This is a genomic window from Bradyrhizobium viridifuturi (assembly GCF_001238275.1).
Lineage (GTDB): Bacteria > Pseudomonadota > Alphaproteobacteria > Rhizobiales > Xanthobacteraceae > Bradyrhizobium > Bradyrhizobium viridifuturi.
The window spans coordinates 108,511-134,558 of the sequence record NZ_LGTB01000004.1; the positions used below are offsets into that span (position 1 = coordinate 108,511).

General features: G+C 65.0%; 23 protein-coding genes and 3 pseudogenes. 12 read left to right on the forward strand and 14 right to left on the reverse strand.

Features of this window, described 5'->3' with window-relative positions:
- Nucleotides 1-61 precede the first annotated feature (61 nt).
- A complete protein-coding gene (locus ALC15_RS05525) occupies nt 62-973 on the forward strand; it encodes an amino acid ABC transporter substrate-binding protein (RefSeq protein ID WP_050626531.1) in 912 nt (303 codons plus the stop codon).
- 36 nt (nt 974-1,009) lie between these two features.
- Here ALC15_RS05525 and ALC15_RS05530 read toward each other — a convergent pair whose 3' ends face one another.
- On the reverse strand, nt 1,010-2,266 hold the full coding sequence (locus ALC15_RS05530; protein ID WP_050626404.1) for a hypothetical protein: 1,257 nt from the start codon (nt 2,264-2,266) through the stop codon (nt 1,010-1,012).
- 333 nt (nt 2,267-2,599) lie between these two features.
- Between ALC15_RS05530 and ALC15_RS45905 the strand changes: the two genes are divergently transcribed.
- The 3 genes from ALC15_RS45905 (at nt 2,600) to ALC15_RS44025 (ending at nt 4,185) form a co-directional block, all read left to right on the forward strand.
- Nucleotides 2,600-3,115: a type 2 periplasmic-binding domain-containing protein gene (locus ALC15_RS45905; RefSeq protein WP_244485937.1), complete on the forward strand. Its 516-nt coding sequence runs from the start codon at nt 2,600-2,602 to the stop codon at nt 3,113-3,115.
- Nucleotides 3,028-3,615, forward strand: a complete 588-nt coding sequence (locus tag ALC15_RS45910) for a type 2 periplasmic-binding domain-containing protein (RefSeq protein ID WP_244485938.1) — start codon at nt 3,028-3,030, stop codon at nt 3,613-3,615. The genes ALC15_RS45905 and ALC15_RS45910 overlap by 88 nt, the downstream gene beginning before the upstream one ends.
- 420 nt (nt 3,616-4,035) lie before the next feature.
- The gene (locus ALC15_RS44025) at nt 4,036-4,185 is read left to right on the forward strand and encodes a hypothetical protein (RefSeq protein ID WP_157860863.1); all 150 of its coding nucleotides are present in this window, start codon (nt 4,036-4,038) and stop codon (nt 4,183-4,185) included.
- Between the two features lie 83 nt (nt 4,186-4,268).
- Here ALC15_RS44025 and ALC15_RS05540 read toward each other — a convergent pair whose 3' ends face one another.
- Nucleotides 4,269-5,366, reverse strand: a complete 1,098-nt coding sequence (locus tag ALC15_RS05540; protein WP_050626405.1) for a rhomboid family intramembrane serine protease — start codon at nt 5,364-5,366, stop codon at nt 4,269-4,271.
- 173 nt (nt 5,367-5,539) lie between these two features.
- Between ALC15_RS05540 and ALC15_RS05545 the strand changes: the two genes are divergently transcribed.
- The 3 genes from ALC15_RS05545 (at nt 5,540) to ALC15_RS05550 (ending at nt 8,265) form a co-directional block, all read left to right on the forward strand.
- Nucleotides 5,540-6,463 (forward strand): oxidoreductase, encoded by a 924-nt coding sequence (locus ALC15_RS05545; RefSeq protein WP_244485939.1) that lies wholly within the window; start codon nt 5,540-5,542, stop codon nt 6,461-6,463.
- Nucleotides 6,464-6,513: 50 nt separating this feature from the next.
- Complete coding sequence (locus ALC15_RS45915; protein ID WP_244485940.1) at nt 6,514-6,732, forward strand: hypothetical protein; 219 nt, start codon at nt 6,514-6,516, stop codon at nt 6,730-6,732.
- 180 nt (nt 6,733-6,912) lie between these two features.
- Nucleotides 6,913-8,265, forward strand: a complete 1,353-nt coding sequence (locus ALC15_RS05550; protein WP_050626406.1) for a S41 family peptidase — start codon at nt 6,913-6,915, stop codon at nt 8,263-8,265.
- A gap of 41 nt (nt 8,266-8,306) precedes the next feature.
- Here ALC15_RS05550 and ALC15_RS05555 read toward each other — a convergent pair whose 3' ends face one another.
- Together ALC15_RS05555 and ALC15_RS05560 are read right to left on the reverse strand one after the other, a co-directional pair.
- A complete protein-coding gene (locus ALC15_RS05555; protein ID WP_050626407.1) occupies nt 8,307-11,039 on the reverse strand; it encodes a bifunctional diguanylate cyclase/phosphodiesterase in 2,733 nt (910 codons plus the stop codon).
- Nucleotides 11,040-11,207: 168 nt separating this feature from the next.
- Nucleotides 11,208-12,029 carry an N-acyl homoserine lactonase family protein gene (locus ALC15_RS05560; RefSeq protein WP_050626408.1) on the reverse strand — a complete coding sequence of 274 codons (822 nt, stop codon included), beginning with the start codon at nt 12,027-12,029 and terminating at the stop codon, nt 11,208-11,210.
- A 95-nt stretch (nt 12,030-12,124) separates the two neighbouring features.
- Between ALC15_RS05560 and ALC15_RS05565 the strand changes: the two genes are divergently transcribed.
- Nucleotides 12,125-13,018, forward strand: a complete 894-nt coding sequence (locus ALC15_RS05565; protein WP_050626409.1) for a LysR family transcriptional regulator — start codon at nt 12,125-12,127, stop codon at nt 13,016-13,018.
- 66 nt (nt 13,019-13,084) lie between these two features.
- Here the strand turns inward: ALC15_RS05565 and moaC are convergent, their stop codons facing one another.
- The 4 genes and pseudogenes from moaC to ALC15_RS05585 form a co-directional block, all read right to left on the reverse strand.
- Entirely contained in the window at nt 13,085-13,609 is a 525-nt protein-coding gene (gene moaC / locus ALC15_RS05570) for a cyclic pyranopterin monophosphate synthase MoaC (protein WP_050626410.1), read from the reverse strand.
- Between the two features lie 4 nt (nt 13,610-13,613).
- The gene (trpC, locus tag ALC15_RS05575; RefSeq protein WP_050626411.1) at nt 13,614-14,435 is read right to left on the reverse strand and encodes an indole-3-glycerol phosphate synthase TrpC; all 822 of its coding nucleotides are present in this window, start codon (nt 14,433-14,435) and stop codon (nt 13,614-13,616) included.
- Nucleotides 14,436-14,446: 11 nt separating this feature from the next.
- Nucleotides 14,447-15,459, reverse strand: a pseudogene (trpD, locus tag ALC15_RS05580) (anthranilate phosphoribosyltransferase).
- Between the two features lie 66 nt (nt 15,460-15,525).
- Nucleotides 15,526-17,427 carry a peptidylprolyl isomerase gene (locus ALC15_RS05585; protein WP_050626412.1) on the reverse strand — a complete coding sequence of 634 codons (1,902 nt, stop codon included), beginning with the start codon at nt 17,425-17,427 and terminating at the stop codon, nt 15,526-15,528.
- A gap of 240 nt (nt 17,428-17,667) precedes the next feature.
- Between ALC15_RS05585 and tpiA the strand changes: the two genes are divergently transcribed.
- Entirely contained in the window at nt 17,668-18,420 is a 753-nt protein-coding gene (gene tpiA / locus ALC15_RS05590; protein WP_050626413.1) for a triose-phosphate isomerase, read from the forward strand.
- 114 nt (nt 18,421-18,534) lie between these two features.
- Here tpiA and ALC15_RS05595 read toward each other — a convergent pair.
- Nucleotides 18,535-19,067 (reverse strand): annotated as a pseudogene (locus ALC15_RS05595) (GNAT family N-acetyltransferase).
- A 3-nt stretch (nt 19,068-19,070) separates the two neighbouring features.
- Nucleotides 19,071-19,637 carry a helix-turn-helix domain-containing protein gene (locus tag ALC15_RS05600; protein ID WP_050626532.1) on the reverse strand — a complete coding sequence of 189 codons (567 nt, stop codon included), beginning with the start codon at nt 19,635-19,637 and terminating at the stop codon, nt 19,071-19,073.
- 203 nt (nt 19,638-19,840) lie between these two features.
- Between ALC15_RS05600 and secG the strand changes: the two genes are divergently transcribed.
- Nucleotides 19,841-20,230, forward strand: a complete 390-nt coding sequence (gene secG / locus ALC15_RS05605; RefSeq protein WP_050626414.1) for a preprotein translocase subunit SecG — start codon at nt 19,841-19,843, stop codon at nt 20,228-20,230.
- Between the two features lie 167 nt (nt 20,231-20,397).
- The gene (gene pyrG / locus ALC15_RS05610; protein WP_050626415.1) at nt 20,398-22,029 is read left to right on the forward strand and encodes a CTP synthase; all 1,632 of its coding nucleotides are present in this window, start codon (nt 20,398-20,400) and stop codon (nt 22,027-22,029) included.
- A gap of 18 nt (nt 22,030-22,047) precedes the next feature.
- Here the strand turns inward: pyrG and ALC15_RS05615 are convergent, their stop codons facing one another.
- From ALC15_RS05615 to ALC15_RS05625, 3 genes and pseudogenes are all read right to left on the reverse strand, one after another.
- Nucleotides 22,048-22,713, reverse strand: coding sequence for a class I SAM-dependent methyltransferase (locus ALC15_RS05615; RefSeq protein ID WP_050626416.1), 666 nt, complete (start codon nt 22,711-22,713; stop codon nt 22,048-22,050).
- A 115-nt stretch (nt 22,714-22,828) separates the two neighbouring features.
- Complete coding sequence (locus ALC15_RS05620; RefSeq protein WP_050626417.1) at nt 22,829-24,208, reverse strand: sensor histidine kinase; 1,380 nt, start codon at nt 24,206-24,208, stop codon at nt 22,829-22,831.
- Nucleotides 24,205-24,878, reverse strand: a pseudogene (locus ALC15_RS05625) (response regulator transcription factor). Before ALC15_RS05625 ends, ALC15_RS05620 begins: the two are co-directional and overlap by 4 nt.
- Before the next feature lie 171 nt (nt 24,879-25,049).
- Here ALC15_RS05625 and ALC15_RS05630 point away from each other — a divergent pair.
- The gene (locus ALC15_RS05630; protein WP_050626418.1) at nt 25,050-25,376 is read left to right on the forward strand and encodes an NIPSNAP family protein; all 327 of its coding nucleotides are present in this window, start codon (nt 25,050-25,052) and stop codon (nt 25,374-25,376) included.
- Nucleotides 25,377-25,657: 281 nt separating this feature from the next.
- On the opposite strand, the gene ALC15_RS05635 is transcribed toward ALC15_RS05630, so the two are convergent.
- On the reverse strand, nt 25,658-25,996 hold the full coding sequence (locus tag ALC15_RS05635) for a PAAR domain-containing protein (protein WP_050626419.1): 339 nt from the start codon (nt 25,994-25,996) through the stop codon (nt 25,658-25,660).
- Between the last annotated feature and the right edge of the window lie 52 nt (nt 25,997-26,048).

Genomic DNA, 26,048 nt, shown 5'->3' on the forward strand with positions numbered 1-26,048 from the left:
TCTATCGCAGGGCCTGTGCGTGGGTTATCAACGCCGCCTGATCACCGCACAGGAGCCGCCGATGCGTTTGCCCGCCGTCCTCTTCGCTCTCACGCTCGCCGCGAGCCCCGTGGCGGCCGAGGAGTTGTCGGGCACGCTGCTGAAGATCAAGGAGACCAGGAAGGTCACGCTCGGCTTTCAGGAGGCGTCCGTTCCCTTCAGCTATCTCGACGACAGCCAGCGCCCGATCGGCTTTGCGCTCGATATCTGCATCAGGATCGTCGATGCCGTGAAGAAGGACCTCGGCATGCCCGACATCGCGGTCGACTACCTTCCCGTCACCTCGTCGAACCGTATCCCGCTGATGGTCAACGGCACGATCGACCTGCACTGCTCGGCGACCACCAACAGCGCGGATCGCCAGAAGCAGGTGACCTTCACCAACACGCACTTCCTGAGCGCAACGCGCTTTGCTGCCAAGAAATCGGCCGGCATCAATTCGATCGATGACCTCAAGGGCAAGTCGGTCACCGCCGTTGCCGGCTCGGTGAACCTCACGCAGTTGATCAAGGTCAATACCGACCGCAAGCTCGGCATCAACGTGCTCCCGGCCAAGGACCAGGCCGAGGCGTTCCTGATGCTGGAGACCGATCGCGCCCAAGCCTATGCGCTCGATGACGTCCAGCTGGCGGTCGCGATTGCGCGGTCGAAGGAGCCCGCGCTCTACATGATCAGCGATGAGGCCTTCTCGAAGGCGGAGCCGTTTGGCATCATGCTGCGCCGGGAAGACGCGCCGTTCAAGGCGCTCGCCGACCGCGCCACCGCGGAGCTCTACAAGAGCCCCGAGATCGAGGTGATGTACAAGAAGTGGCTGGAGCAGCCGACCCCGCCAAAGGGCATCAACTACAACGTCCCGATGTCGCCGGCGCTGCGGATTGCGTTCAAGAATCCGAGCTCGAGCTACGATCCTGATGTGTATGAAGTTGGAAAGTAGCCACGTAGGGCGCGGCGAAGGCTTCGACCGTAGCAGTCACGGGTTGCCGAGTAGATCAAGTCTAGCAAGGAAGACAAGGTAGGCGAGCGCAACAATGGACAGCGCCACGGCGATCTGATTGGTCCAATCGATGAAGGTCGCTTCGAACCTCGATTGGGGAACGGGCATCCGGATCACATACGTCTTTTGAGCTAGATCCGGGAGGAGGTCATGAGCCTCGGCAGCATCGTTCCTGTGTCTCCAGTAGGTGATGCGTTCCGCCAGAAATCTCTTTCCGGCAGGCGTCCACCTTGCCAGTGTCCCGGTGACTGGCTCCATCAGCCCGTACTGCGTCAGAGCAAGAGCTGCCTGTTCGTTGGCGGACATCGCCAAAGTGTCCACGGTATCCGCGTCCGTCGACACGCCTTGGCCGCCAGCTGGTAAGCAATGGCGCGTCATCTCGACGAGAGCGCCCAGACAGGTCGCTTCTCCGGGGGGGACGTCGTCGGACATCAGCTCGTCCACATCGTCCTGATAGGGCGCATATTCGGCGGCCATCCGCTCTACCGAATCGACGAGGAGCCTCCTTCGGTCGGTCACGAAGCTCAACGCGTCAAGCCCGGGCCGTTCCGCAATAACTGTGTCTCGCCATTCGTCAAACGTAAGAGCGGCCGGATCGTCACGCCGCGCGTGCCACAATCGCTCCGACAGCTCCTTGTTCTCAGGCTTCATCATCTCAAACTGATAGAGCCGGTTGGCTTCGGCGACGACGGCGCGCCAAGCATTGAAGAAGTAGTCGATGTCTTCCGGCACCGGGAATCTGGCTGCAACCTGATTCCGCAATTCGAGACTCATGCGGGAGTCTGAGAAGCCGAGCTTGTCGTAGACGTCGCGCATGTTGGTCCAGAACTGCGGCTGCTTCTCCTGAAGATGGACGATCAGCTGGGCGATCTGTTCAGCGGACCAATCGACCGACCCGTTGGACCGTACACCACCGAGCTGTGGTGCGACCTCTCGAACGTAGGCCCAGTAATCGTGGAACCGCCGAGACCGGTTCTCCGGTTGCCACATCGAAAAATGCAGCGCGCGCTCGCTGGCAAAACGGAACGCGACCGCGCCGTCGCGGTAGTCTCTTCGCTGAAGTCCCGGCAACAGCTCTTCAAGGTGCGAGATGATGTGGTCGTGCATGGAGTTGGAGATAAAGCCGCGCTCGCTTTCGGACTGAACATAGGCGCGCCATTCCGCCGGGTGACGTTCCTGATAGCTCGAAATAGCTTGAGCGAGTGTCAGATCGGACCAGTCGGTAGTTGCCATTGCCGCGAACCCGTTTCGTAGCGTCCGGACTTAGCTTGTGGCTGCCGAACATCCTGCCAAGGAATTGCCTAAAATTGCATACGCTCGTCACGGAAGCGCGCATGAGCGAAGCGACGTGCTGGTGCCGGCTGTGGCGAGCCAGGAATTCGTCCCGGATAGCTTTCGCTCATCCGGGCGACGTTTGCGTCGTCGGAAATTGATCACCGCGCCAAGCCTTCGATCTTTGGAACGGCATTTCGCGCGTAGGCCCAAAAACGAAATAGCGTCTCATATACATCGGCGGCTTTTCTCCTAAGCTTGCAGCGTTGTGATTGCTGATCAGGAGCTGCGCCGTTGACCGCGCCATTGTCCCTCTCTCGACGTTCTGCGCTCGGTGTGCTCGCCGGGAGCCTGGTCGCTGGCGGCGCCCGCGCCCAAACAGCGGCAGGCGCGGGCGCCGATCTCGGTGGCGTCACGCTGCGCATCGCGTATTACAAGGGCGGCTGGCGGCCGCTGCTGCAGGCCGCCGGCGAGGACAAGACGCCGTACCGGATCGAATGGAAGGAGCTCAACAATGGTGTGCTCCACATCGAGGCGCTGAACGGCGATGCGCTCGACATCGGGTCGGGCAGCGAGATTCCGGCGATGTTCGCCGCGCGCCAGAATGCCAAGGTGCGCTTCATCGCCGTCACCCATGAGGATCTCAACATCCAGGTCACCGTGCGGCGAAGGATGCGCCGATCCGTTCGATCGCCGATCTCAAGGGAAAGCGCGTCGGCTATGTGCGCGCGACGACGGCGCATTACTTTCTTGCCAAGCAACTCGAGGAAGCAGGTCTTGGGTTTGGCGATATCGAGGCCATCAACCTGACGCCGTCGGACGGTTACACGGCGTTCGCCTCCGGCAAGCTCGATGCCTGGGCGATCTATGGCTACAATGGGCAACTCGCCATCGCCAGGCAGGGCGCGCGCCTGCTCAAGACCGGCGTCGGCTATCTCTCGGGCAATTTCCCGATCTACGCCAATCCCAGGGCGGTCGACGAGCCGCTGCGCCATGCGGCGGTGAGCGACCTGTTGCTGCGGATCCAGCGCGCCTATGCGTTCGCCAACAAGAATTTTCCGGTCTATGCCGAGGCGCAGGTGGCCGAAACTCATCTGCCATTGCAGGACATTCTCGACCAGTTCGCCCGTCGCAGCGACGACTTCTCGCTCGCCGGCGTGACGCCTGACGTGCCGGAGACACACCAGAAGGTCGCCGACACCTTCCTCAAGCTCGGTGTGCTCGATCAGCGCACCGAGGTCGGAAAATTCTGGGACACGAGTTTCAACGATGCGATCGTCGCGGGCGCGGCCAGCCTCGCGCGGATCTGACGTAGGTCATGCGCGCGTAGCCCATTTGGGCTAGGGACCGGCGCCCACATTGATGCGCGGTTCCCGCACGATCGGTGCACAACTCCGTCCATCATGTTCCCAAATGCGTGGAACTCGAACATTTACGGCCCCAGCATGACGACTGGGGCCGCAGGAGGTGTTGTGTGCCTCTGGGGCAATGATTCAGAGCACGGCCACTGAACGGCACACAGCGGCGAAGGTTCCAGCCGGCCACGGCGGTGCCGTGCTGCCATGCGGACCGGAAAGGTTGCATGCGGCGCCTCGCGCCGTATCATGATGACGTCGATTGACCCGAATGGCATGCGGGCTTGGTAGACGATCCCGGCACCGGTCTCTCGGCGCCACATTCTGCTTGCAGCTGATTTCCCAGGCTGTGCCGATTGCTGTTCGGAGCTGACATTGAATCACGACACATTGGCCAAGCTCACTGTCACCATCATTGTCCTGGTCGCGCTGCTGATGTGGCGCATCGGCGACCAGAAGAAGGCGATTGCCTGCGGAACGAGTTGCCCGACGGACGTGTCGGCGAACCGGAAACCCGCGCAGTAGGATCGGAGCGGCGCGAATCAGCGACGCTTTCAGGCCCGCGCGGCATCCGGCGGCGGCCGGTTCGGGCAGCGCGGTCGCGCCATTCAGAGCCCGTGACGGCGGTTGCGCTCGGCGCGCAGCGAGCTGCCGACGAAGCCGACGTCCTCGATCCCGCGGTGGATTTCCTTTGAGCAGAGTAGCAACGTCAGCGCGGCGGCGCCGATGGCGACCAGTGCGGTGACCAGCACGGGATTGCCGCAGAATGCGTCGAGCAGGTTGTCGAGCGGCGCGGGACCGCCTGGTCGGCGCGCAACGCAGACCGACATTGCCGCCAGCGCCCGGCCGCCGAGCGCCACAGAGCCCGCGTTGGCGCAGGCCAGCGCGATGATGACGGCAGCGAGGCCCTTCCTGATCGACAGCGCGAGATCGACCAGCTTGATCACGGCGCAACATGCGACGACAAAGCCTGCGGCGACGATCCATCTCGGTAAGCTCGGCGCCAGGTTCTGCGCCCAGGCGGCCCACACAAAGAACGCCGCCACGCCGGCGAGCAGGGCGAGATTGACCTTCACGGCCTCCGGAAACCGGCAGCGCAGCAGATGCGCGTTGAGCTTCTCGACGAGGTCGAGCAGCGCGCAAACAATCAGGCCCGCGGCGAAGCCGCCGAGATGCACGCCCCAGTCGATTCGCGAATTGCTGATCGCGAGCGCAATGTTCAGCCCGATGTTGATGGCGAAGAAGTCGAAGCGGACATCGAGCTTGCCGAGGATCCACAGGCAGAGCAAAGCGCCGAGAATGCCCGAGGTAGCGCCGGAGGCGCCGACCGTGAGATAGGGCGTGGCGTGGGTCGCATTGCCGACGATGGCGCCGAACACCATCGCGCAGAAATAGATGATGACGAAGTAGGCCGGCCCGACCCGACGCTCGAGATGCCCGCCCCACAGCACGAGACACAGCATGTTGGTGGCGAGATGAATAAAGCTGACGTGCAGGAAGCCGTAGGCGAACAGCCGCCAATATTCGTGCCGTGCCAATGCGGCCGTGTACATTCCGCCATAGCGGAACAGCAGCACCGCCGGCGCCGATGCGCCGCCGGCCTGGATGAAGCAGAACCCCGATGCCAGAACGGTCAGCGTCATCAGCGTGTAGACCGCCGCATGGGGTATCTCGAAGAGGCGGGGATTTGTGCGGTTTGTGGCCATTGTCACAGCCGGGAGGGAAGGTTCCGCAGCGTAGCGAACCGGTTTGAGGAATGCCACTCCCGCGTGCAAGGTCCCGGCCGTGCCTCTATCGGCCATCGCGCGGCGCGTATATCGTCGCTGGGAAAGCCAAGATCGGTCCGGCGCGCCGGGTAACGACGTTCTGCGAGGAAGCGATGTCCGACATGCTGCTGTTTTCGCCGATGACCATCCGCGGCGTTACGCTGAAGAACCGCATCGTGGTGCCGCCGATGCATCAGTATTCGGCCGAGAAGGGCTTTCCGACCGACTGGCATCTGATGAATGCCGGCAAGTTCGCCGCCGGCGGTGCCGGTCTCGTGATCGTCGAATCGACCAAGGTCGAGCGCCGCGGCTGCGGAACGATCGGCGATCTCGGCATCTGGGACGACAAGTTCATAGCGCCGCTCAGCCGTGTCGCGGGCTTCATCAAGCAGCAGAACGCGGTCGCCGGCATCCAGCTCGGCCATTCCGGCCGCAAGGCGCGTGCAAGCCGCCCCTGGGAGGGCGATCGTCCACTCGAACGGAGCGCCGAGATCGAGGATTGGGATGCCTGGACACCGGTGGCGCCGAGCGCGATCGCCCACAGCGAGCGCTGGCCCGTGCCTCGGGCGCTTGAGACGCAGGAGGTGAAGGACCTCGTCGCGGCCTGGGGGCAGGCGGCACGGCGCGCGCACGAGGCCGGCTTCGACGTGCTCGAACTGCACGGTGCCCATGGCTATCTCGTGCACGAATTCCTCTCCGAGCGCTCCAACCAGCGCAGCGACCAGTATGGCGGCTCGGAAGCCAACCGGATGCGCTTCCTGATCGAGGTGACCGAGGCCGTGCGCGCGCACTGGCCGGATCACAAGCCGCTGTTCGTGCGGCTGTCGGTCGAGGACAATGCCGGCTGGGGTCCGGAGCAGAGCGCCCGGCTGGCGAGCATCCTGAAGGCCAAGGGGGTCGACGTGATCGACTGCTCGTCGGGCGGAATCAGCGAGATGGCGCCGATTCTCGGCAAGGAGATCAAATACAACTATCAGGTGCCGCTGGCGGAATATGTCCGCGCCCATGCCGATATCATGACCATGGCGGTCGCCTGATCATCCATGGTGACCAGGCCGAGCAGATCCTGCGCGACAAACAAGCAGATTTGATCGCGATCGGCCGGGAAATCCTCAATAACCCCAACTGGCCGATGGATGCGGCATTGAAACTCGGGGTTGAAGGGCCATTTCGCAATGTTCCTCCGCAGTTTGGCTATTGGCTGGGCACCCGGGCCAAGCGCGGATTCGGGACCCGGCCGTCGACCTGGCAGAACGGGTTGCGGGAGCCTGGGCCAGAGGCCGACCGGGAGCTGACATCAGACTGATTTGGTGCTGACTAAGTTGTTGATTTGGCACTGACCAGGGCATCGTGACAGGACCGTAATGGTCCGGTGGCAAGGCGGCCTTGATCCGACCAAAAATCCGTTGTGTGGTGCCCCGCGTCGGGGTGAGGTGGGCCGTATGTTGCGAAACGTTGCCGGCCGCTAGCGAAGGGATCACGGACAATGCGCAAACATGTTGGCTTCTTCCTCGGGACGGTTGCGGGTGCGTGTCTCACCCTGCTCGTGGCCTCGCCGCAGGGGGCGCATCTGTTCGCCGTCGCCAATGCCGCCGCGCATTCCGACAACACCTATTCGCAGCTCAACCTGTTCGGCGAGGTGTTCGAGAAGGTCAAGACCGACTACGTCGAGAAGCCCGAGGACTCCAAGCTGGTCGAGGGCGCGATCAACGGCATGATCTCCTCGCTCGATCCGCACTCCCGCTACATGAACGAGAAGGGCTGGGCGGAGATGCAGGAGACCACGCATGGCGAGTTCGGCGGGCTCGGCATCGAGGTCACCATGGAGGACGGCTTCGTCAAGGTAGTGGCCCCGATCGACGACACGCCGGCCTCGCGTGCCGGCATCATGTCGGGCGACGTGATCACCTCGATCGACGATGAGCAGATCCAGGGCCTGACGCTCGACCAGGCCGTCAACAAGATGAAGGGCGCGCCCAACAGCTCGATCCGGCTGAAGATCGTCCGCAAGGACGCCGACAAGCCGATCGAGCTCTCGATCACCCGCGAGATCATCCGCGTCCGCCCGGTGAAGTATCACGTCGAGGGCGGCGACATCGGCTATATCCGCATCACCTCGTTCAACGAGCAGACCACCGAGGGCCTGCGCAAGGCGATCGGCGAGATCCAGAAGGAAGTCCCGCAGGACAAGCTCGCCGGCTATGTCGTCGATCTCCGCAACAATCCGGGCGGCCTGCTCGACCAGGCGGTGTCGGTGACCTCGACGCTGATGCAGCGGGGCGAGGTGGTCTCGACCCGCGGCCGCAATCCGGAAGAGACCCAGCGCTTCACCGCCCATGGCGGCGACATGACCAAGGGCAAGCCGCTCGTGGTGCTGATCAACGGCGGTTCGGCTTCGGCCTCGGAGATCGTGGCCGGTGCGCTGCACGACCACAAGCGCGCGACCCTGATCGGCACCCGTTCGTTCGGCAAGGGCTCGGTGCAGACCATCATTCCGCTCGGCGCCGGCAACGGCGCGCTGGCGCTGACCACGGCGCGCTACTTCACGCCATCAGGCCATTCGATCCAGGCGCTCGGCATCAAGCCCGACATCGAGGTGCTGCAGGACGTGCCGGACGAGTTCAAGACCCGCTCCGAACTCAAGGGCGAGGCCTCGATGCGCGGCCATCTCGCCGCCGAGGGCGCCGAGCAGACCGGCTCGCAGTCCTACGTGCCGCCGGACGAGAAGAACGACAAGGCGCTGGCGGCGGCCTTCAAGCAGCTGCGCGGCGTCACTGTCAACGCCGACGCCAAGAACGCCGACACCAAGGCCGCGCAGAAGCGGCCGGTGCCGAACTAGGCGCTGGTGCGGGTAGCCCGGGTTGAGCTAAATCCGGGCTATCAGGCCATGCGAGCGACCGGCTTGCGCCTGCCAGGCTGGCTGGACCCCGCGGCGGGGCCGCGGCGATGCCCGGCCAGCAGCTCGCGGATCTGGGCGGCCGGCTTCGGTGCGCTGAACAGATAGCCCTGCATCTCCGAACAGCCGAGCTCGCGCAGCAATTGCTGCTGCTGCGTGGTCTCGACGCCTTCCGCCGTCGTGGTCATGCTGCGCTCGGCCGCGATGTTGACGACGGCCTCGACGATCCCAGCCGAGCCTTGCGGGTCGGCGATGTCGGTGACGAAGCAGCGGTCGATCTTGATCTTGTCGAACGGGAAGCGCTTGAGATAGCTCAGCGACGAATAGCCGGTGCCGAAATCGTCGAGTGCGATCCGGATGCCGATGGCACGGAGCTGGTGCAGCGCGGCGAGCGCGGTCTCGTCGTCGCGGATCAGCACGGCTTCGGTGATCTCGAGCTCGAGCCGGCCGGCTGACAGGCCGGACGCTGCGAGCGCTGCGATCACCTTGAGCGCCAGCGTGCCGCTGCGGAACTGGACCGGCGAAACGTTGACCGCGAGCCTGATGTGATCGGGCCAGTTCACGGCCTCCTTGCAGGCCGTCATCAGCACCCATTCGCCGAGCTGGTTGATCAGGCCGGTCTCCTCGGCGATCGGCACGAAGTCGGCCGGCGAGATCATGCCGCGCACCGGATGGCGCCAGCGCACCAGCGCCTCGCAGCCGGTGATCTCGTTGCTGCGCAGGTCGACGCAGGGCTGGTAATGCACTTCGAGCCCGTGGCCCGCGGCGATGGTCCGCCGCAGCTCCATCTCGAGCTCGCGGCGGGCACGGGCGTCGGCATCCATCGCCGGCTCGAAGAAGCGCGCGACGCGCCGGCCGGCCGATTTCGCCGCATACATTGCGAGGTCGGCGTTCTTCATGATCTGGTCGAGATCGGCGCCATCCCTCGGCGCCAGCGCGATGCCGATGCTGGCGTCGGTCGTGACCTGATGGCCGAGGCATTGATAGGGCGAGCGGATCACCTCGTAGATGCGCGCGACGAGGTCGGTAACCTCCAGCTCGCTCTTCACGTCGGTCTGCACGATCGCGAATTCGTCGCCGCCGAGCCGGGCCACGAAATCGCCGTCGCCGATTACGCCGCTCAGCGTCCGCGCGACGGATTTGAGCAGTTCATCGCCGACCATGTGGCCGAGCGAGTCGTTGACGCCCTTGAATTCGTCGATGTCGATATAGAGCACCGCGAGCTGGCTGTCGGGCGTGACGTGCGTCAGCTCGCGCTTGATCTCCTCGTGGAACAGCGCGCGGTTCGGCAGGTCGGTCAGCGCGTCGTAGTGGGCAAGATGCGTGATGCGCTCCTCGGCGCGGCGGCGCTCGGTGACATCCTCATGGGTCGCAAGCCAGCCGCCATCGGCCAGCGGCTCGTTGACGACCTGGATCGAGCGCCCGTCCGGCGTCGCGATCACCATCGTGTTGCGGACGCCGACGTCGCGCAGCACGAGGTTTACGTAGCGTTCGACGTCGCCCTGGAACGAGCCGGTCAAATAGCGATGTACGATGACGTCGCGGAAGCTGCAGCCGGGCTTGATGACGTCGGCCGACAGGCCGTACATCTCGATATACCGCTTGTTGCAGATCACGAGGCGCTGCGCGGCATCGAACAGCAGCAGCCCCTGCGTCATGTTGTTGACGGCGGTATCGAGCCGCAGCTTCTCCAGCGTCAGGCGCTGCTGCTGGGCGCGATGCTGCTGGATCAGCTTGCGCACCACCAGCGTTAGCAGGATCGCGATCGCCAGCACGGATGCGGCGGTCACCGCGATCAGGATGCCGATCTGCTCGCGCCAATTGGCCAGCGCCGCTTCGGTGGTGGTCGTGGCGACCACCACGATCGGGAACTTGGTCAGCGCCCGCGATGACACCAGGCGGTCCTTGCCGTCGACCGGGCTGGCCATCCGCGCGGTGGTCGCAGGCAGCTCGAACACCTGCTGCTGGCTGGCGGGGCCAGTGCGGAAATTCTTCCCGATCATCTCCTCGACATGGGGATAGCGCGCCAGCAGCGTGCCGTCGCGATGGTGCATCGAGATCGCGGCGCCTTCGCCGAGCGCGACGGTAGAGAAGAATTTCTCGAACGTCGCCGGCTCGATGCCGCGGCCGACCACGCCGAGGAATTCGCCGTGCGGGCCGGTGACCTTGCGGACGATGACGGTGGTCCAGCCGCCGTTGACGCGGCTGATCACCGGCGCGACCTGCATGTCGGGCGAGTAGGGGCTCGACTTGAAGATCTGGAAATAGTTGCGGTCGGCGATGCTGACCTGCGGGAGCGGCCAGGCGCCCGAGCTGTTGATCAGCGCGCCGTCGGCGTCGAACACGTTGAGGCTGCCGACATTGGACAGCGCGTCCATCTTGGACTTCAACATCGCATGGATGTCGGCGGACGACATCCGGCGCTTGTAGTTTTCAACGGTCGCGATCCCGTTGTCGCGCATGAACGCGATCAGGTCGCGCTGCACCACTTCGAGATCGTCGAGCTGCTGGTCGAAATGCCGCGCCAGCAGCAGCACGGTGTTCTCGAGCTCGCGCTCGCTGTTGTGCAGGGCGCGCTCGCGGAAATTCCCGGCCATCAAGGTGGCGCCGATCGCGATCGCAGCCATCAGCACGGCGCCGCCGAGGATCAGCCAGCGGATCGGACCGCTGCCGATCACCGAGGTGATGTTGAACGAGGCGCTGCCGTTTGGATTCATGTGTCGCTATCGCTTCCAGGCGTTTCACCCGGAAGTAGCTTTCGCGCACCTCCGGCCCGCGAAAGTCGTATCCAAACGAGATGGAGCGCCGGTTAGCGAGATTGGTTAACGAATGGTTGCCTGGATGGATGGATGGATGGGCGCTGGCGCTTCTCGCTCGCCGTTCGACTAGCCGGCCGATATGGCGAGCTGCCGGTTGACGAGGCGGAGACCCGATTCCGGATCATGCGTCGGCAGATAGATTGTGGGCCGGCTTTGCGCAAAGGCCTTGATGGCATCAAGTGTGGCTTTTGCGATGTCGGCACCGGCGCTCACCCCGTCGACCGTGCCTGAAAGCATCAGGGCCTGATTGTAGGAGGTGTCGCCGGCGAGGAAAATTGCGGTGTCGCCATCCTGAACAACGACGGACATGTGGTTCGGTGTGTGTCCAGGCGTTGCCACCGCAACGATGTCGCCCGCCATTGTCAGCGGCCGGCTGCGCTTGAACGAGCCGAATTGTTCCGCTGGCAGCTCGATCGGCGTTGGGTCGAACCAGGCGGGCCAACGATGGGGAAGATACCCTCGCACGCGCCCCAGCAATCCGCGCGCCTGCGCGAGTTCACCGGCTGGGACGATGATTTCGCTATCGGGGAAGTGCGCCAGGCCTCCGTCGTGATCCATATGAAGATGAGTGAGCACGACTTTTTTGACATCGCGAGGACCGATCCCCAAGGCCCGGAGCTGCGGTCCGATCTCTTGCTCGCGCTCGATCTGGAAACCGACTTCCCACCTCACATAGGGATTGAGCTCGCGCGAATGCGCCAGCAGATGCGTCCCCTGGCCGCTGTCGACGACAATGACGCCTTCCGGATGCTCGATCGCCCATGCGAATGTCGGCACCCAGTCGGTCCAGTTCGGATCGAGGAATATGTCGATGAGGCCGTGGCCTCGGCCTTTGACCTGGGCGGTTTTGATTTTGACCGTTCCTGTCTGGATAGCATGGATATGCATCTGGGCTCTCGTTGAGGCGTTGGGTGGACCCCAGATACGCGCTCATCCTGATGAACGGAATTGTCGAAGGTTCTTGAGTAGGTATACAAAGATGCATGGAGAAGAATCCAAGCTGGGAACTGTACAGGTCATTTCTGGCGGTCTTGCGCGAGGGGAGCCTCTCGGGCGCGGCGCGCTCCCTCAATCTCACCCAGCCGACCGTCGGCCGGCACATCCGTGAGCTGGAGGCCACTCTCGGCATGCCGCTCTTCACGCGCGCCCAGGATGGCCTGAAGCCGACCGCGGCGTCCATCGTTGCGCAGCCGCACGCCTTGGCCATGGCCACCGCCTCCGAAACACTGTTGAGAGCGATTTCGAGCAAAGCGAGCCAGCCCCGCGCAGTGGTCCGCCTCGCGGCCTCCGAGATCGTTGCGACGGAGATTCTTCCGGCAATTCTCACTGAGTTGGAGCGGAGCCAGCCGGGATTGGCCGTCGAGATCTCCGCTTCGGACCGTTTGGAAGACCTGTTGCGACGGGACTGCGATATCGCCATTCGCATGATGCGGCCGACACAGGCCGATCTCGTCGCGCGCAAGGTGGGCCAGGCTCGGCTGGGATTCCATGCTCACGTGAATTACCTGGAAAAGCACGGCAAGCCCGCCGATTTACGCGAGCTGAAACGGCATTGCCTGGTGGGCTTTGATCACGAGACCCCTGCTGTGCGAGCCCTGTATCGTCTCGGCCTGCAATTGAAGCGGGAGGACTTTACGCTGCGGGCCGACAACACCCTGCTTCAGTTGGCGGCCATCAGGGCGGGATTCGGAATTGGAATCTGCCAGCGGGCGGTTGTGCGAGAGGACACCCAACTCGTGCATCTGCTACCCAAGGAGTTTTCGCCGAGCCTCGACGTTTGGGTCACGATGCATCGGGACTTGCGCAAGAGCCCGCCCATGAGATCAATGTTCGACCATTTGGTCGAAGCGCTGAAACGTGTCTACGGGGCGGGGTGAACCAGGTCCCTTCCGGGCCCGTTCAATTCGATCGGCGGCTCGCCAAATCGTCGAGCGCACGGCCGATCACGCGCCGGCGCGATAGTGCCCGGACTTGCCGCCGATCTTCTCGATCAGATGAATGCCTTCGATGCGCACGCCGCGCTCGACTGCCTTGATCATGTCGTAGATCGTCAGGCAGGCGACCGAAACCGCGGTCAGCGCCTCCATCTCGACGCCGGTCGGCCCGGTCACCTTGACGCTGGCGCGGACGATGCAGCCGGGCAGCTTGGCGTCGGTTGCGATATCGATCGTGACCTTGGTCAGCGCCAGCGGATGGCAGAGCGGGATCAACTCGGAGGTCCGCTTGGCCGCCATGATCCCGGCGATCCGCGCGGTCGCCAGCACGTCGCCCTTCTTGGCTTGCCCCGACTCGATCAGCGCCAGCGTTGCCTTGCTCATCAGAACGCGGCCTTCGGCGACCGCGGTCCGTTCGGTCGCCGGCTTGGCCGAGACATCGACCATGCGCGCGTCACCCTTGGCATCGATATGGGTGAGGGCCGCGGCGCCCGACGGCTCGGCTTGGGTCTTTGCTTTGGACTTCCGCGCCATCGCGTCAGCGCGTTGCGGTGGCGCGCGGGGTGGCTTGCCGCGTCAGCAAGGCGCGGGTCGCCGCAGTGACATCCTGCTGGCGCATCAGGCTCTCGCCGACCAGGAAGGTCGACATCCCGACCCGCTCGAGGCGGGCGAGATCGTCGGGCGTGAAGATGCCGCTCTCGCCGACCATCAGGCGGTCGCGCGGGATCAGCGGCGCCAACGCCTCGCTGGTCGCGAGCGTGGTCTCGAAGGTGCGCAGATTGCGGTTGTTGACGCCGATCATCGGCGAGCGAAGTTTCAGCGCACGGTCGAGCTCGGCGCGGTCGTGGATCTCGATCAGCACGTCCATGCCGTAGCCGAGGGCGGCATCCTCGATCTCCTTGGCCGCCGCGTCGTCGAGCGCGGCCATGATGATCAGAATGCAGTCGGCGCCGTGGGCGCGCGCTTCCGCCACCTGGTAGGTGTCGAACATGAAGTCCTTGCGCAGCACCGGCAGGTCGGTCGCCGCGCGGGCCGCGACCATGAAGTCGAGATGGCCCTGGAACGAGGGCGCATCCGTCAGCACCGACAGGCAGGCCGCGCCGCCGGCCTCGTAGGCCTTTGCGAGCACGGGCGGGTCGAAATCGGCCCGGATCAGCCCCTTGGAGGGCGAGGCCTTCTTCACCTCCGCGATCAGCGCATAGTCGCCGCGTGCGTGCTTGTCCGTGAGGGCGCGGACGAAGCCGCGCGGCGCCGAGGCCGATTTCGCCTGCGCCTCGACGTCGGCGAGCGGGCGCGCACGCTTGGCGGCGGCGATCTCCTCGCGCTTGTAGGCCTCGATCTTGGTCAGGATGTCGGACATGACTTTCGTTCTCAGCCGTTGGACACCGCGATCAGATGCTTGAGCCGCGCCGCGGCCGCGCCGCTGTCGAGCGACTGGACGCCGATCGCAACCCCTTCCTTCAGGTCCTTGGCGCGGCCGGCCACGATCAGCGCGGCGGCGGCGTGAGCAGGGCAACGTCGCGATAGGCGCTCGGCTTGCCCTGGAGCACGCTGGAGAGCGCGATCGCATTGGCGTCGGCATCGCCGCCCTTCAGTGCCTCGCCGTCGACGCGGCCGAGGCCGGCGTCTTCCGGCGTCACCTCTGACGTCCTGATCTCGCCGTTCTCGAGCGTCGCCACGAAGGTCGGGCCGGTGAGGGTGATCTCGTCGAGGCCATCGGAGCCGTGCACGACCCAGACCTTGTCCGAGCCGAGATTCTTCAGCACCTGCGCCAACGGCTGCACCCACTGCCGCGAGAACACGCCGACCATCTGCCGCTTGACGCCGGCCGGGTTCGACAGCGGTCCGAGCAGGTTGAAGATGGTGCGGGTGGCGAGCTCGACCCGGGTCGGGCCGACATTCTTCATCGCCGGATGATGCGCGGGCGCGAACATGAAGCCGATGCCGGCCTCCGCGACGCAGCGTCCGACCTGCGCCGGCGTCAGATCGAGCTTGACCCCGAGCGAGGCCAGCACGTCCGCAGCACCCGAACGCGACGACAGCGCGCGGTTGCCGTGCTTGGCGACGGGCACGCCGGCGCCGGCCACGATGAAGGCCGCGCAGGTCGAGACGTTGACCGATCCGGAGCCGTCGCCGCCGGTGCCGACGATGTCGACGGCTTCGGCCGGCGCCTTCACCGCCAGCATCTTGCCGCGCATCGCGCTCACCGCGCCGGTGATCTCCTCGACGGTCTCGCCGCGCACCCGCAGCGCCATCAATAGCCCGCCCATCTGCGAGGGCGTCGCATCGCCCGACATCATGCTGTCGAAGGCGGACGCTGCTTCTTCACGCGTCAGCGTGGCGCCGGTGGCGACTTTTCCGATGATCGATTTCAGGTCGTCCATTCGCGGGCTCAGGGTCTGTTGTTGGAGATCTGCGGCCAGCGCGTCGCCGCGCTGTCCCGATCATGCTCAATTATTTGCGCCTGTCACCTGTGCGAAGGCCGCCTGGTTGACGCTCACGCCGATGTCGGTCTCGATCTTGCTGACATATTGCGCGACCTGCTCGTCGCTCATCGAGCGCCGCAGCGCTTCGGTCAGCTGCTTGGCCGCGTCGGAGGCGAAGTCGACCGGCGGCACCGTCACATTGGTGACGCGGAAGACGACCCACTGGCTGCCGCCGGCGGCGGACGTCTGCCCGTCGCCATCCTTGGCGGTGCGGAACGCGGCCGCGACCACGCCGGCGGGCACGCCGGGCAGGGAGGCCTCGCGGTTGAAGTTCGCGGCGGTCTCGACCTTGACGCCGGCAGCGGCCGCCTCGTCGGCGAGCTTGGCGCCGCTGTCGAGCTTCTGGACCATCTCGGTCGCCTTGGCGCGCAGCTTGGCGGAAATCTGGTCTTCGCGCCATTTCGCCTCGACCTGGTCGCGGACCTCGTCGAGAGGACGCTCGCGCGAGGGCGTGATGCCGAGCACGTCGTACCAGACATAACCGTTGTTGAACGAGATCGGGTCGTTGTCGACGCCGACGTCGCTGTTGAAGGCCTGCGACACCACGTCGAGGCCGCGCGGGATGTTCGACGCGACCTGGCCGTTCGGCAGGCGCCCCGAGCGGTCGACCGCATCGATCGTGACGGCGTTCAGCTTAAGCTTCTGCGCCGCGTCGATCACGCTGGAGCCGCCGCCGCGCTCGTCTTCCATCTTGTCGCGCAGCTCGGCGACCTTGGTGCGGGCGCGCTCGGAGGCGATTTCGTTCTTCACCTGCTGCGCCATGCTTTCATAGGTCGGGGTCACGCCGGGCTCGATCTTGCCGACCTTGACCAGCGCGATGCCGAAGCGGCCCTGGACCGGCTGGCTGACTTCACCGGAGGGAAGAGAGAAGGCGGCATCGCCGACGGCCGGATCGAGGATCGCCGACTTCGCGACCAGGCCGAGATTGACATCGGCCGGGCTGAGCTTGCGCTCCTTGGCGATGTCGTCGAATGAGGTGCCTGACGTGATGCGCGCGCGGGCAGCCTGGGCCTCGCCGGCGTCCGGAAACACGATCTGCGAGACCTCGCGCTTCTCGGGTGTGCTGAGCCGGTCCTTGCGCTCCTCGAACAGCTTCTTGGCATCCTCGTCGGACACGGTTTCCCACTTGCCGATTTCCTCCGGCGTGATCGCGACGAAGGAGATCTTGCGGTATTCGGGCGCGCGGAACTGGACCTTGTGGTCCTCGAAATAGGCGGCGAGCGCCTCGGGCGAAGGCGGATCGATGGTGCCGGCCTGCGCGGCGCCAAGCGTGACGTAGTCGATCGAGCGCTGCTCGTTCTGGAAACGGGTCAGCGCCTCGACCATCGATTTGGTCGGCTCGATCCCGGATGAGATGGTGCCCGCGATCTGCCGGCGCAGGCCGACGCGGCGCTGCTCGGCGATATAGCGCCCCTCGGTGTAGCCGAAGTTGCGGATCACGGACTGGAAGCGCTGCGGATCGAACTGGCCGTTGAGGCCCTTGAAGTTCGGATCGTTGTAGATCGTGCGCAGTACCTCGGCATCGGACTGGTTGAGGCCGGTGCGGCGCGCTTCTTCATCGAGCGCGGCCTCTGCCAGCGTCTGTTGCAGCACCTGGCGGTCGATCCCGAAGGCACGGGCCTGCTCCGGCGTCAGCGGCCGGCCGAACTGGCGGCCAAGCTGCTGCAGGCGGTCAGTATAGATCTGGCGGAACTGCTCGGCCGAAATCTCGGTCCCGCCCACCTTGGCGAAGGTCGACTGGCCAAACCCCTTGAAGATGTCGGCAATGCCCCAAATTCCGAAACTGACGATCAAAACGCCCATCACCACGGCCATTATCGTCTTGCCGAGCCAGTTTGATGAGGCTTTCCGCATTCCTCGAAGCATGGGTCCAACTTGTTTTGTAGGAGGGGAACCGGATCGTGCCCAAATGGGACCAAAAGTCGGGACTTTTTGTCCGGCAGCAGGGCGTCACCGAATTGAAAACGCTTATAAAGTGGCTCGTGTCCCCCCGCAACCTCGGGCGCGCGGGCGGAAGCGTCGCACGGTGGACGCGAAGCCGCGCTCTGGAAGTCGCCGCCCGGCTCTGGTAGCGCATGACGACGCTTGATCGATGGGAAATCCGACATGACCGATGCCATCCGGCCGCTGATCGCCGGCAACTGGAAAATGAACGGCCTGAAATCCTCTTTTGCCGAGTTCGACGCGATGCTCGCCGGCGCCGGTGACGTCGCCGGGAAGGCCGATCTGCTGGTCTGTCCGCCCGCGACATTGGTCGGGGCGTTCGCCGACAAGGCGCGCGGCTCGAAGGTCGCCGTCGGCGCCCAGGATTGCCATCCGAAGGCGTCGGGGGCCCACACCGGCGACCTCTCGGCGGAAATGTTCAAGGATCTCGGCGCGGTCGCCATCATCGTCGGGCACTCGGAGCGTCGCGCCGACCATGGCGAGACCGACGCCTTGATTCGGCAGAAGGCGGAGGCGGTCTGGCGCGCCGGACTGACCGCGATCGTCTGCATCGGCGAGACGCGCGAGCAGCGCGACGCCGGCAAGACGCTCGACGTCTGCGGCAGCCAGCTGGCGGGCTCGCTGCCCGACGGCTCGACCGCGGCCAACCTGGTGGTCGCCTATGAGCCGGTCTGGGCGATCGGCACGGGCCTGACCCCGACCGCCGGAGATGTCGAGGAAGTTCACAGGTTTATCCGGGGTCAGCTCACCGATCGCTTCAAGGGCGAGGGAAACAAGATCAGGATCCTGTATGGCGGCTCGGTCAAGCCGTCGAACGCCGCCGAGCTGATGGCCGTCGCCAACGTCAACGGCGCGCTGGTCGGCGGCGCCAGCCTGAAGGCCTCGGACTTCCTCGCGATCGCCGCGGGCTGTTAGGCGGCCGACACTCCATCCACATCATTGCGAGCGTAGCGAAGCAATCCACGTCACCGCGTACGCGGATCGATGGATTGCTTGGTCGCTTCGCACCTCGCAATGACGGCTCGTGGACTAGGCGGCCAGGGCGGCGCCGATCCGCTTCCAATAGATCATCGTCCCGGTGAGGCCGCCATGCGGCTTCAGCGCGTAATCCGGGATGATGCCGCTGAGCTGGAAACCCTGCTTTTCGTAGAGCGGCGCGGCGCGTCGTCGACGGCGGTGTCGAGCACCAGCAGTGTGCGTCCGTGCTCGATCGCAAGCGTTTCGGCGGCGCGCAGCAATGCGGTGGCGACGCCGCGACCGCGGTGGGCGACGCGCGTCATCATCTTGGCGATCTCGGCGCGGTGCGGCTGGTTCGGCGGCAGCTTGAGCAGCAGCGTTACCGTGGCGATCAGATCATTGCCGGCGAACGCGCCGAGTACGAATCGCTCGCCGCGCGCCGCAGCGCCCAGCGAATCCTGCCAGAAGGCGTCGGCGTCTTCGGACGATAGCGGATGCATGAAGCTCACGGAGCCGCCGCTGGCCACGGTCTCGATCAACAATTCGGTGAGCGCCCCGCGAATCCCGGGTTCATCGGCGAGCGGCTTGATGGCGATGTGCGGCATGCATCAGCTCCGGGCAAGGGCGACCACATAGATGCAGCCGGTGTTGGTCTCATTGGCGAAGGTGGTTTCCGCCGGCGAGCCGAAGCCGAGGCAATCGCCGGGTCCGAGCGCATGGCGCGCGCCGCCTTCGGTGATGACGAGGCTGCCATTCAGCACCCAGACCAGCTGGCGGATATGGGCATAGGACGAAGCGGGCAGGGTCACCGATTGTTTCGGCGGCAGTTCGACCCGCACCAGTTCGACCGGATGATCGGGGCGGCTGAACACCTGGCGGCGCAGATAGCCGGTTTCGGAATCGCGCCAGACCGGCTGCGTGGCAGCGCGCGACAGCCGCTCGCCCTCGCCCTCGGCGCGCAGCATCAGGCCGGCCAGCGTGAGGTCGAAGGCCGAAGCGAGGCGCACCAGCACGACCGCGGTCGGGCTGACCTCGGCGCGCTCGATCTTGCTGATGGTCGCCTTCGAGACGCCGGCGCGTTCGGCAAGCTCGGCCAGCGACCAGCCCCGGCCGTCGCGTTCGAGCCTGATCCGCTGCGCCAGGCGTTGGCTCAGATCGTCTACCAAAGTATCCATATGTCTATTATAATAGAATTGGCTGGTTCCGATCAAGATGCGGCGGAGTGCGATCAGCATCGCTTGTGATGTCAGCCGATGCGACTATCTCGGGGGTGACAATGCCCGGTGCAATCGTGTAACAGGGCGCGACTTCACGAAAACCGCAAAGCCGATAGCGCCGTTTGTCTGGCCGCTTGGCGGCTTGTGACGGAAGGCTTGCGATGCAGACTGTCGTTATCATTATTCATCTCATGATCGTCGCCGTCATGATCGGCGCCGTGCTGCTGCAGAAATCCGAAGGCGGCGGCCTTGGCATGGGCGGCGGCGCCGGCTTCATGTCGAGCCGCGGCACCGCGAATTTGCTGACGCGGACCACGGCGATCCTCGCGGTCGGCTTTTTCCTGACCAGCCTGTTCCTGTCCTGGTACGCGGGCTATGACCGCAAGCCGAGCTCGATCATCGGCACCGGCGCACCCGCGCAGACCCAGCCGGCCAGCGGCACGCCGCTGACGCCCCCGACCTCCGGCGGCATCCTCGATTCGCTGAAGAAGACCGACGAGCAGCAGGGCCAGCAGGCTCCGAGCGGCCCGCAGGCGCCACGGTCGCAATAAAGCGGGGTGGCCATGCAGGATGCACCGCTGGCATCCTGCATCCAAAATCCCCATTAATGCTCTGAAATCGCTGTCAGTTTAACGTAACCCACAGCCCGGTGATTTGTTTGCCGGGAACAGCTGATTCGTTTTGCGAATCGCAGGAAGCGGCTTAAAGGTAAAGTCCCATGGCGCGGTACATATTCATCACCGGCGGCGTGGTCTCCTCGCTCGGCAAGGGTCTGGCTTCAGCGGCGCTCGGCGCTTTGCTGCAGGCTAGGGGCTACAAGGTCCGCCTTCGCAAACTCGATCCCTATCTCAACCTCGATCCCGGAACGATGTCGCCGTATCAGCACGGCGAAGTGTTCGTGACCGACGACGGCGCCGAGACCGATCTCGATCTCGGCCATTACGAGCGTTTCACCGGTCGTCCGGCCACCAAGGCCGACAACATCACGACCGGGCGGATCTATCAGGACATTATCACCAAGGAGCGCCGCGGCGACTATCTCGGCGCCACCATCCAGGTGGTGCCGCACGTCACCAACGCGATCAAGGAATTCGTGCTGTCGGGCAACGACGAGTACGATTTCGTGCTGGTGGAGATCGGCGGCACCGTCGGCGACATCGAAGGCCTGCCGTTCTTCGAGGCGATCCGCCAGCTCAAGAACGAGCTGCCACGCGATCACGCCGTCTACATTCACCTGACACTTCTGCCGTACATTCCAAGTGCCGGCGAACTCAAGACAAAGCCGACGCAGCACTCGGTGAAGGAGCTGCGTTCGATCGGCATCCAGCCGGACATCCTGCTGTGCCGCACCGACCGCGAAATCCCCAAGGAAGAGCGGCGCAAGCTCGGCCTGTTCTGTAACGTGCGCGAGAGCGCCGTGATCGAGGCGCGCGACGTCGACAACATCTATGCGGTGCCGGAGGCCTATCACGCCGCCGGCCTCGACGACGAGGTGCTGGCCGCGTTCGGCATCACGGCGAAGATTCCGCCGGCGCTGCAGAGTTGGCACGTGATCAATGAGCGCGTCCGCAATCCGGAAGGCGCGGTGACCATTGCCATCGTCGGCAAGTACACCGGCATGAAGGACGCCTACAAATCGCTGATCGAGGCGCTCTCGCATGGCGGCATCGCCAACAAGGTGAAGGTCAATCTCGACTGGATCGAGAGCGAGGTGTTCGAAAACGAGGACCCGGCGCCGTTCCTCGAGCACGTCAACGGCATCCTGGTGCCCGGCGGCTTCGGCCAGCGCGGCGCCGAGGGCAAGATCCGCGCGGCGCAGTTCGCGCGCGAGCGCGACGTGCCGTATTTCGGCATCTGCTTCGGCATGCAGATGGCGGTGATCGAGGCGGCGCGCAATCTGGTCGGCATCGAGAACGCCAACTCGACCGAGTTCGGCCCGACCGACGAGCCGCTGGTCGGCCTGATGACCGAGTGGCTGCGCGGCAACGAGCTCGAGAAGCGCTCGCAGAGCGGCGACCTCGGCGGCACGATGCGGCTCGGCGCCTATCCCGCGGCGCTCAATCGTGGCAGCCGCGTCTCGCAGGTCTATGGCGGCGCGACCGAGATATCGGAGCGGCACCGCCATCGCTACGAGGTCAACACGGCTTACAAGGACCGCCTCGAGCAGCACGGCCTGCGCTTCTCCGGCATGTCGCCCGACGGCGTATTACCCGAGATCGTCGAGTACGAGGACCATCCGTGGTTCATCGGCGTCCAGTTCCATCCCGAACTGAAGTCGCGGCCGTTTGAACCGCATCCGCTATTCGCCTCCTTCATTGAGGCCGCGGCGAAGCAGAGCCGGCTGATGTAACAGCGGTCAGCTGCGCCGTCACACGGCGGCGCAGTCCTCGCTCGCCCGGCGTTCCTGCTTGATCGGCGAAACGCCGGCATCGGCCGCAGGCGCTGGTTCACGCGTCAACAGCTTGTATTGCGGACGGCGCGTCAGCCGGTAGACCGCGGCGGGCGGCACGTTGAGGATGGCGCGATCAACCAGCGTGGCGCGCAGGCCGAGCCGGTCGAGGATCGGCCGCCGTATCGGGCAGCGCATCCCATAGGTGAATTGGTAGAACGCGCCGCCGGGACGCATGTAGCTGAATGCGCCGCCGACGATCGAGATGACCTTGCGCGGCGACATGTTGAGCAGCGGCAGTCCGCTGACCACGGCGCCGACCGGCGCGCCGTCATACAGTCGTTCCGACGCCAGCCTTGCTGCGTCCATCCACAGCACGCGCGCGCCGGGAAAGCGGAGCTGCAACAGCCGCATGAAATCCGAGCCGTATTCGATCAGCGTGAGATCCTGCTGGCGCACGCCGTGCTTCAGCAACTGATAGGTGAAGGCGCCCGTTCCTGGACCGAGCTCGAGCACCGGGCCGGTGTTGGCGTTGATGTCGCGCGTGATCAGTTCGGCGAGCGCGGCGCCCGAGGGCGCGATGGCGCCGACGCGGCCGGGGGCTGCCATCCACGCCGTGAAGAAAGAGAGGAGATCATGTGCCATTGGAATTCCCAGCAAAGTGTCGCAGCGCCGCGACTCGACTGCGTGGCGCGATCGCTTGTTTGCGGGACCTGCATTGCGACAACATTGCGCGATGTTGCTGGAAAGCGCTCTGATATCACGATGCGAAGGGCGCTGGCGGTAATGTGAGACGGAAGCACGCGCCGCCCTTCGGTCCGTCGAGCACGGAGACGTGACCGCCATGCAGCCTTGCGATCTCGCGCACCATGTTCAGACCCAGGCCAGCGCCGCGGTCGAGCGGCGCGAGGCGATAGAACGGATCGAAGATCCGCGTGCGCTCATCCTTCGGGATGCCGTCGCCTTCGTCGGTCACGTCGATCGTCGCGGCGCTGCCGACATGGATGGTGATGGTGCCGCGGCGGCCGCCATGCTGGATGGCGTTCTGCACGAGATTGGTCAGCGCGCGCTCCAGCGCGGCACGGTCGCCCAGCGTCTCGACCCGATCGGCTGCGCTATCGAGCGACAATTCGTAACCGGCCGCGATCGCGAGCGGCGCGAGATCGGCGGCAACGCTGCGCGCGACCGCGACGAGGTCGACACGCCCGAACGGATTGCGGCACTGGTCGAAGCGCTGGATGTCGAGCAGCTGCTCGGCGAGCGTTGCAAGCCGTGCTGAGTCCTCGAGCAGGCGGGTTTTCTCGGGCCCCGGCGGCAGCGACTCCAGCCGCGTGTTGAGGATCGCAATCGGGGTGCGCAATTCGTGCGCGGCATCCGCGACGAAGCGCTGGTGGCGCGAATAACCGTCGTCGAGCCGCGTCAGCGCGTCGTTGACGGCGGTCACCAGCGGCGCGACCTCGAGCGGCAGGTGATCGGCCGACAGCCTGCTGCCGCGCTGGCGGAAATCGATCCGGCGCGCCTGATCGGCCGCAGTGTCGAGGCCGGCGAAGGCGCGCCGCACCACCATCGGCGTTGCGATGAAGGTGGCGCATGCCATCAGGAGCAGGCCGGGCAGGGCAACGGCAAGGAACGCCAGCGTCGTGGCGAGTGCCGTCTTGACGCTCGACGTCGGCCCTTGCGTGGCCGTAAGCACCTGCACCGGGCCGGCATCGGAATTGACGCGCTTCAGCCGCGCCGGCTGTTTGCGCGGATCGTCCTCGAACATCTGCCAGCCGAGCCTGGCCTGGCTGATCTGGTCGAGTGCACCGCCGATCCCAGCGAATTCGGGCGGCACTGTGCCTTCCGATAGCGAATGGCCCTGCCGGTCGCGCACCAGGAACCAGAGGTCGGGCGTGTTTTCGCGCAGTTGCTTGAGCTCGGCGGTCGAGCGCAACACCAGATTGCCCTGCCCATCGCGTGCGATCGCGCTCTGCACGATGGAAATGACGTGATCCTCATCGCGCGGCACGATCAGGAAACCGGTGACGCACAATGCGCTGATCAGGCAAACGATCAGCATCGCAAGCAGCAGCGCCTGCAGCGCGACCAGCCGCCAGCTCAGTTGCGAGCGCAGGCAATAGTGATCGGCGGGTTCGCTCATGACACCTGTTTGAGCAGGTAGCCGACGCCGCGAATGCTGTGGATCTCGACGCCGGCATCGGTATCGGCGAGCTTGCGCCGCAGCCGCGAGACATGGGCATCGAGCGCGTTCGACTGAATCTCGTCCTCGAAATTGTAGACGGCTTCCTCGAGCGTCGCGCGCAGCACCGTGCGGCCGAGGCGGCGCAGCAATGTCTCCAGCACCAGCAGCTCGCGCCGCGGCAGGTCGAGCGGGCGGCCATTGACGCTGGCTTCGCGATGGCTGCAATCGAACGCCATGCGGCCGGCCTTGATGATCTCGAGCTGCAACCCGGCGGGACGGCGCAGCACGGCGCGCAGCCGCGCGAGCAGCTCCTCGACCGCGAACGGCTTGGCCAGATAGTCGTCGGCGCCGCTGTCGAGCCCGGTGATGCGGTCGGCGAGATCGCCGCGCGCGGTCAGCACGATGATCGGAACGCCGTCAGCCTTGGCGCGCAGCTTCGGGATCAGCGTGAGGCCGTCGCCGTCGGGAAGCTGGCGGTCGAGCAGCACCGCGCCATGCACGTCGGCGGAAATCGCTTCCTCGGCCTCGGCAAGGGTCGGCACATGGTCGACGACCATGTCGTAGCCCTTCAGCGCCTGCGCCAGCGCTGCCGCCATCTCGGCTCATCTTCAACCAGCAATATCCGCATGTGCTCTTGTATCCAGATCCCGAACGACCGGTATTAGGGCAAGTAACATTGCAACAACATTGCGGAAACGGTCGCCCCGTGCGAGCAGGGGTGCCATGTTGTCGCCCCCTCAAGACAGTCCGGAAGGTGCTGGCTATAACCGCCCGCACCGCAAATCTGGGAGGACCGCAAATGATCTACGAGACCCGCGTCTATCGTTGCCTACCGGGCCGGCTGCCGGCGCTGCTGAAGCGCTTCGAGACCATCACGCTGAAGCTCTGGGACAAGCACGGCATCAGGCAGGCCGGCTTCTTCACGACGCTGGTCGGCGAATCCAACCAGGACCTGACCTATCTGCTGGCCTGGGAATCGCTCGCTGAGCGCGAGAAGAAATGGACCGCGTTCGCGACCGATCCGGAATGGATCGCCGCGCGCGCCAAGACCGAGGAGGACGGCCAGATCGTTCTCACCATCGAAAACCAGCTTCTGGTGCCGACTGCGTTTTCAGCGGTGAAGTAGTGCCGGCTGCCGTCGTTGCGCGCCCGATGACAGGCTTCGCGTAGCAATCCATCGGCACCGCATATGCGCGCGTTGGATTGCTTCGTCGCTTCAGGGCAAACGTGATCGCGCACGCCATATGCGGCAGCCTGGTGGGCGAGGGGGTGCACGATTTCGGAATATTGGAAATGTATCCCTGATTTGCCCGACGGGTCAAGCTGCCTTCTCGGACGCCGGCAGACGCCAGCTCCTTTGCATGGGGTTGTTTTCGATATTTTGGCCGCTGGCGAAACGCCGCAGCGCTATTGTTGCGGGCAGCCTGAGGTCTGATCGCCTTGGGTCACCATCGGCTTGCCGTTGATGAAGACGCCGTGGCTGCCCGAGGTCGTCTTGCCGCCGCAATGCGTGCGGTCGCCCATCACCACCGCCGGCTTGCCGTTGATCAGGACATTGGGCACGCCTTCGACGAGCGGGCCGCCGTTGCTGGTGGTGTCGCCGCTGCGCGCGGCCGGCTTGCCGTTGACGGTGACGCCGGTGGCGCCGCCGGTGACGACCCCGGGCTGGCTGCTGGCCTGGCCATAGGCCACACCCGACATCGCCGACAGGGCTGCCGCGGCTACGATCACAGGCGAAAAGCGCATGTCGTTCCTCACACTGGGAATCTGTTCCGCCGCACTCTATAGGGGCGGTTGG

Bases quoted from the DNA above. Each gene is read 5' to 3' on its own strand.
- ALC15_RS05525 (WP_050626531.1), top strand. From the start codon at position 62: ATGCGTTTGCCCGCCGTCCTCTTCGCTCTCACGCTCGCCGCGAGCCCC.
- ALC15_RS05530 (WP_050626404.1), bottom strand. From the start codon at position 2,266: ATGGCAACTACCGACTGGTCCGATCTGACACTCGCTCAAGCTATTTCG.
- ALC15_RS05540 (WP_050626405.1), bottom strand. From the start codon at position 5,366: ATGGCCACAAACCGCACAAATCCCCGCCTCTTCGAGATACCCCATGCG.
- ALC15_RS05545 (WP_244485939.1), top strand. From the start codon at position 5,540: ATGTCCGACATGCTGCTGTTTTCGCCGATGACCATCCGCGGCGTTACG.
- ALC15_RS05550 (WP_050626406.1), top strand. From the start codon at position 6,913: ATGCGCAAACATGTTGGCTTCTTCCTCGGGACGGTTGCGGGTGCGTGT.
- ALC15_RS05555 (WP_050626407.1), bottom strand. From the start codon at position 11,039: ATGAATCCAAACGGCAGCGCCTCGTTCAACATCACCTCGGTGATCGGC.
- ALC15_RS05560 (WP_050626408.1), bottom strand. From the start codon at position 12,029: ATGCATATCCATGCTATCCAGACAGGAACGGTCAAAATCAAAACCGCC.
- ALC15_RS05565 (WP_050626409.1), top strand. From the start codon at position 12,125: ATGGAGAAGAATCCAAGCTGGGAACTGTACAGGTCATTTCTGGCGGTC.
- moaC (WP_050626410.1), bottom strand. From the start codon at position 13,609: ATGGCGCGGAAGTCCAAAGCAAAGACCCAAGCCGAGCCGTCGGGCGCC.
- trpC (WP_050626411.1), bottom strand. From the start codon at position 14,435: ATGTCCGACATCCTGACCAAGATCGAGGCCTACAAGCGCGAGGAGATC.
- ALC15_RS05585 (WP_050626412.1), bottom strand. From the start codon at position 17,427: ATGCTTCGAGGAATGCGGAAAGCCTCATCAAACTGGCTCGGCAAGACG.
- tpiA (WP_050626413.1), top strand. From the start codon at position 17,668: ATGACCGATGCCATCCGGCCGCTGATCGCCGGCAACTGGAAAATGAAC.
- ALC15_RS05600 (WP_050626532.1), bottom strand. From the start codon at position 19,637: ATGGATACTTTGGTAGACGATCTGAGCCAACGCCTGGCGCAGCGGATC.
- secG (WP_050626414.1), top strand. From the start codon at position 19,841: ATGCAGACTGTCGTTATCATTATTCATCTCATGATCGTCGCCGTCATG.
- pyrG (WP_050626415.1), top strand. From the start codon at position 20,398: ATGGCGCGGTACATATTCATCACCGGCGGCGTGGTCTCCTCGCTCGGC.
- ALC15_RS05615 (WP_050626416.1), bottom strand. From the start codon at position 22,713: ATGGCACATGATCTCCTCTCTTTCTTCACGGCGTGGATGGCAGCCCCC.
- ALC15_RS05620 (WP_050626417.1), bottom strand. From the start codon at position 24,208: ATGAGCGAACCCGCCGATCACTATTGCCTGCGCTCGCAACTGAGCTGG.
- ALC15_RS05630 (WP_050626418.1), top strand. From the start codon at position 25,050: ATGATCTACGAGACCCGCGTCTATCGTTGCCTACCGGGCCGGCTGCCG.
- ALC15_RS05635 (WP_050626419.1), bottom strand. From the start codon at position 25,996: ATGCGCTTTTCGCCTGTGATCGTAGCCGCGGCAGCCCTGTCGGCGATG.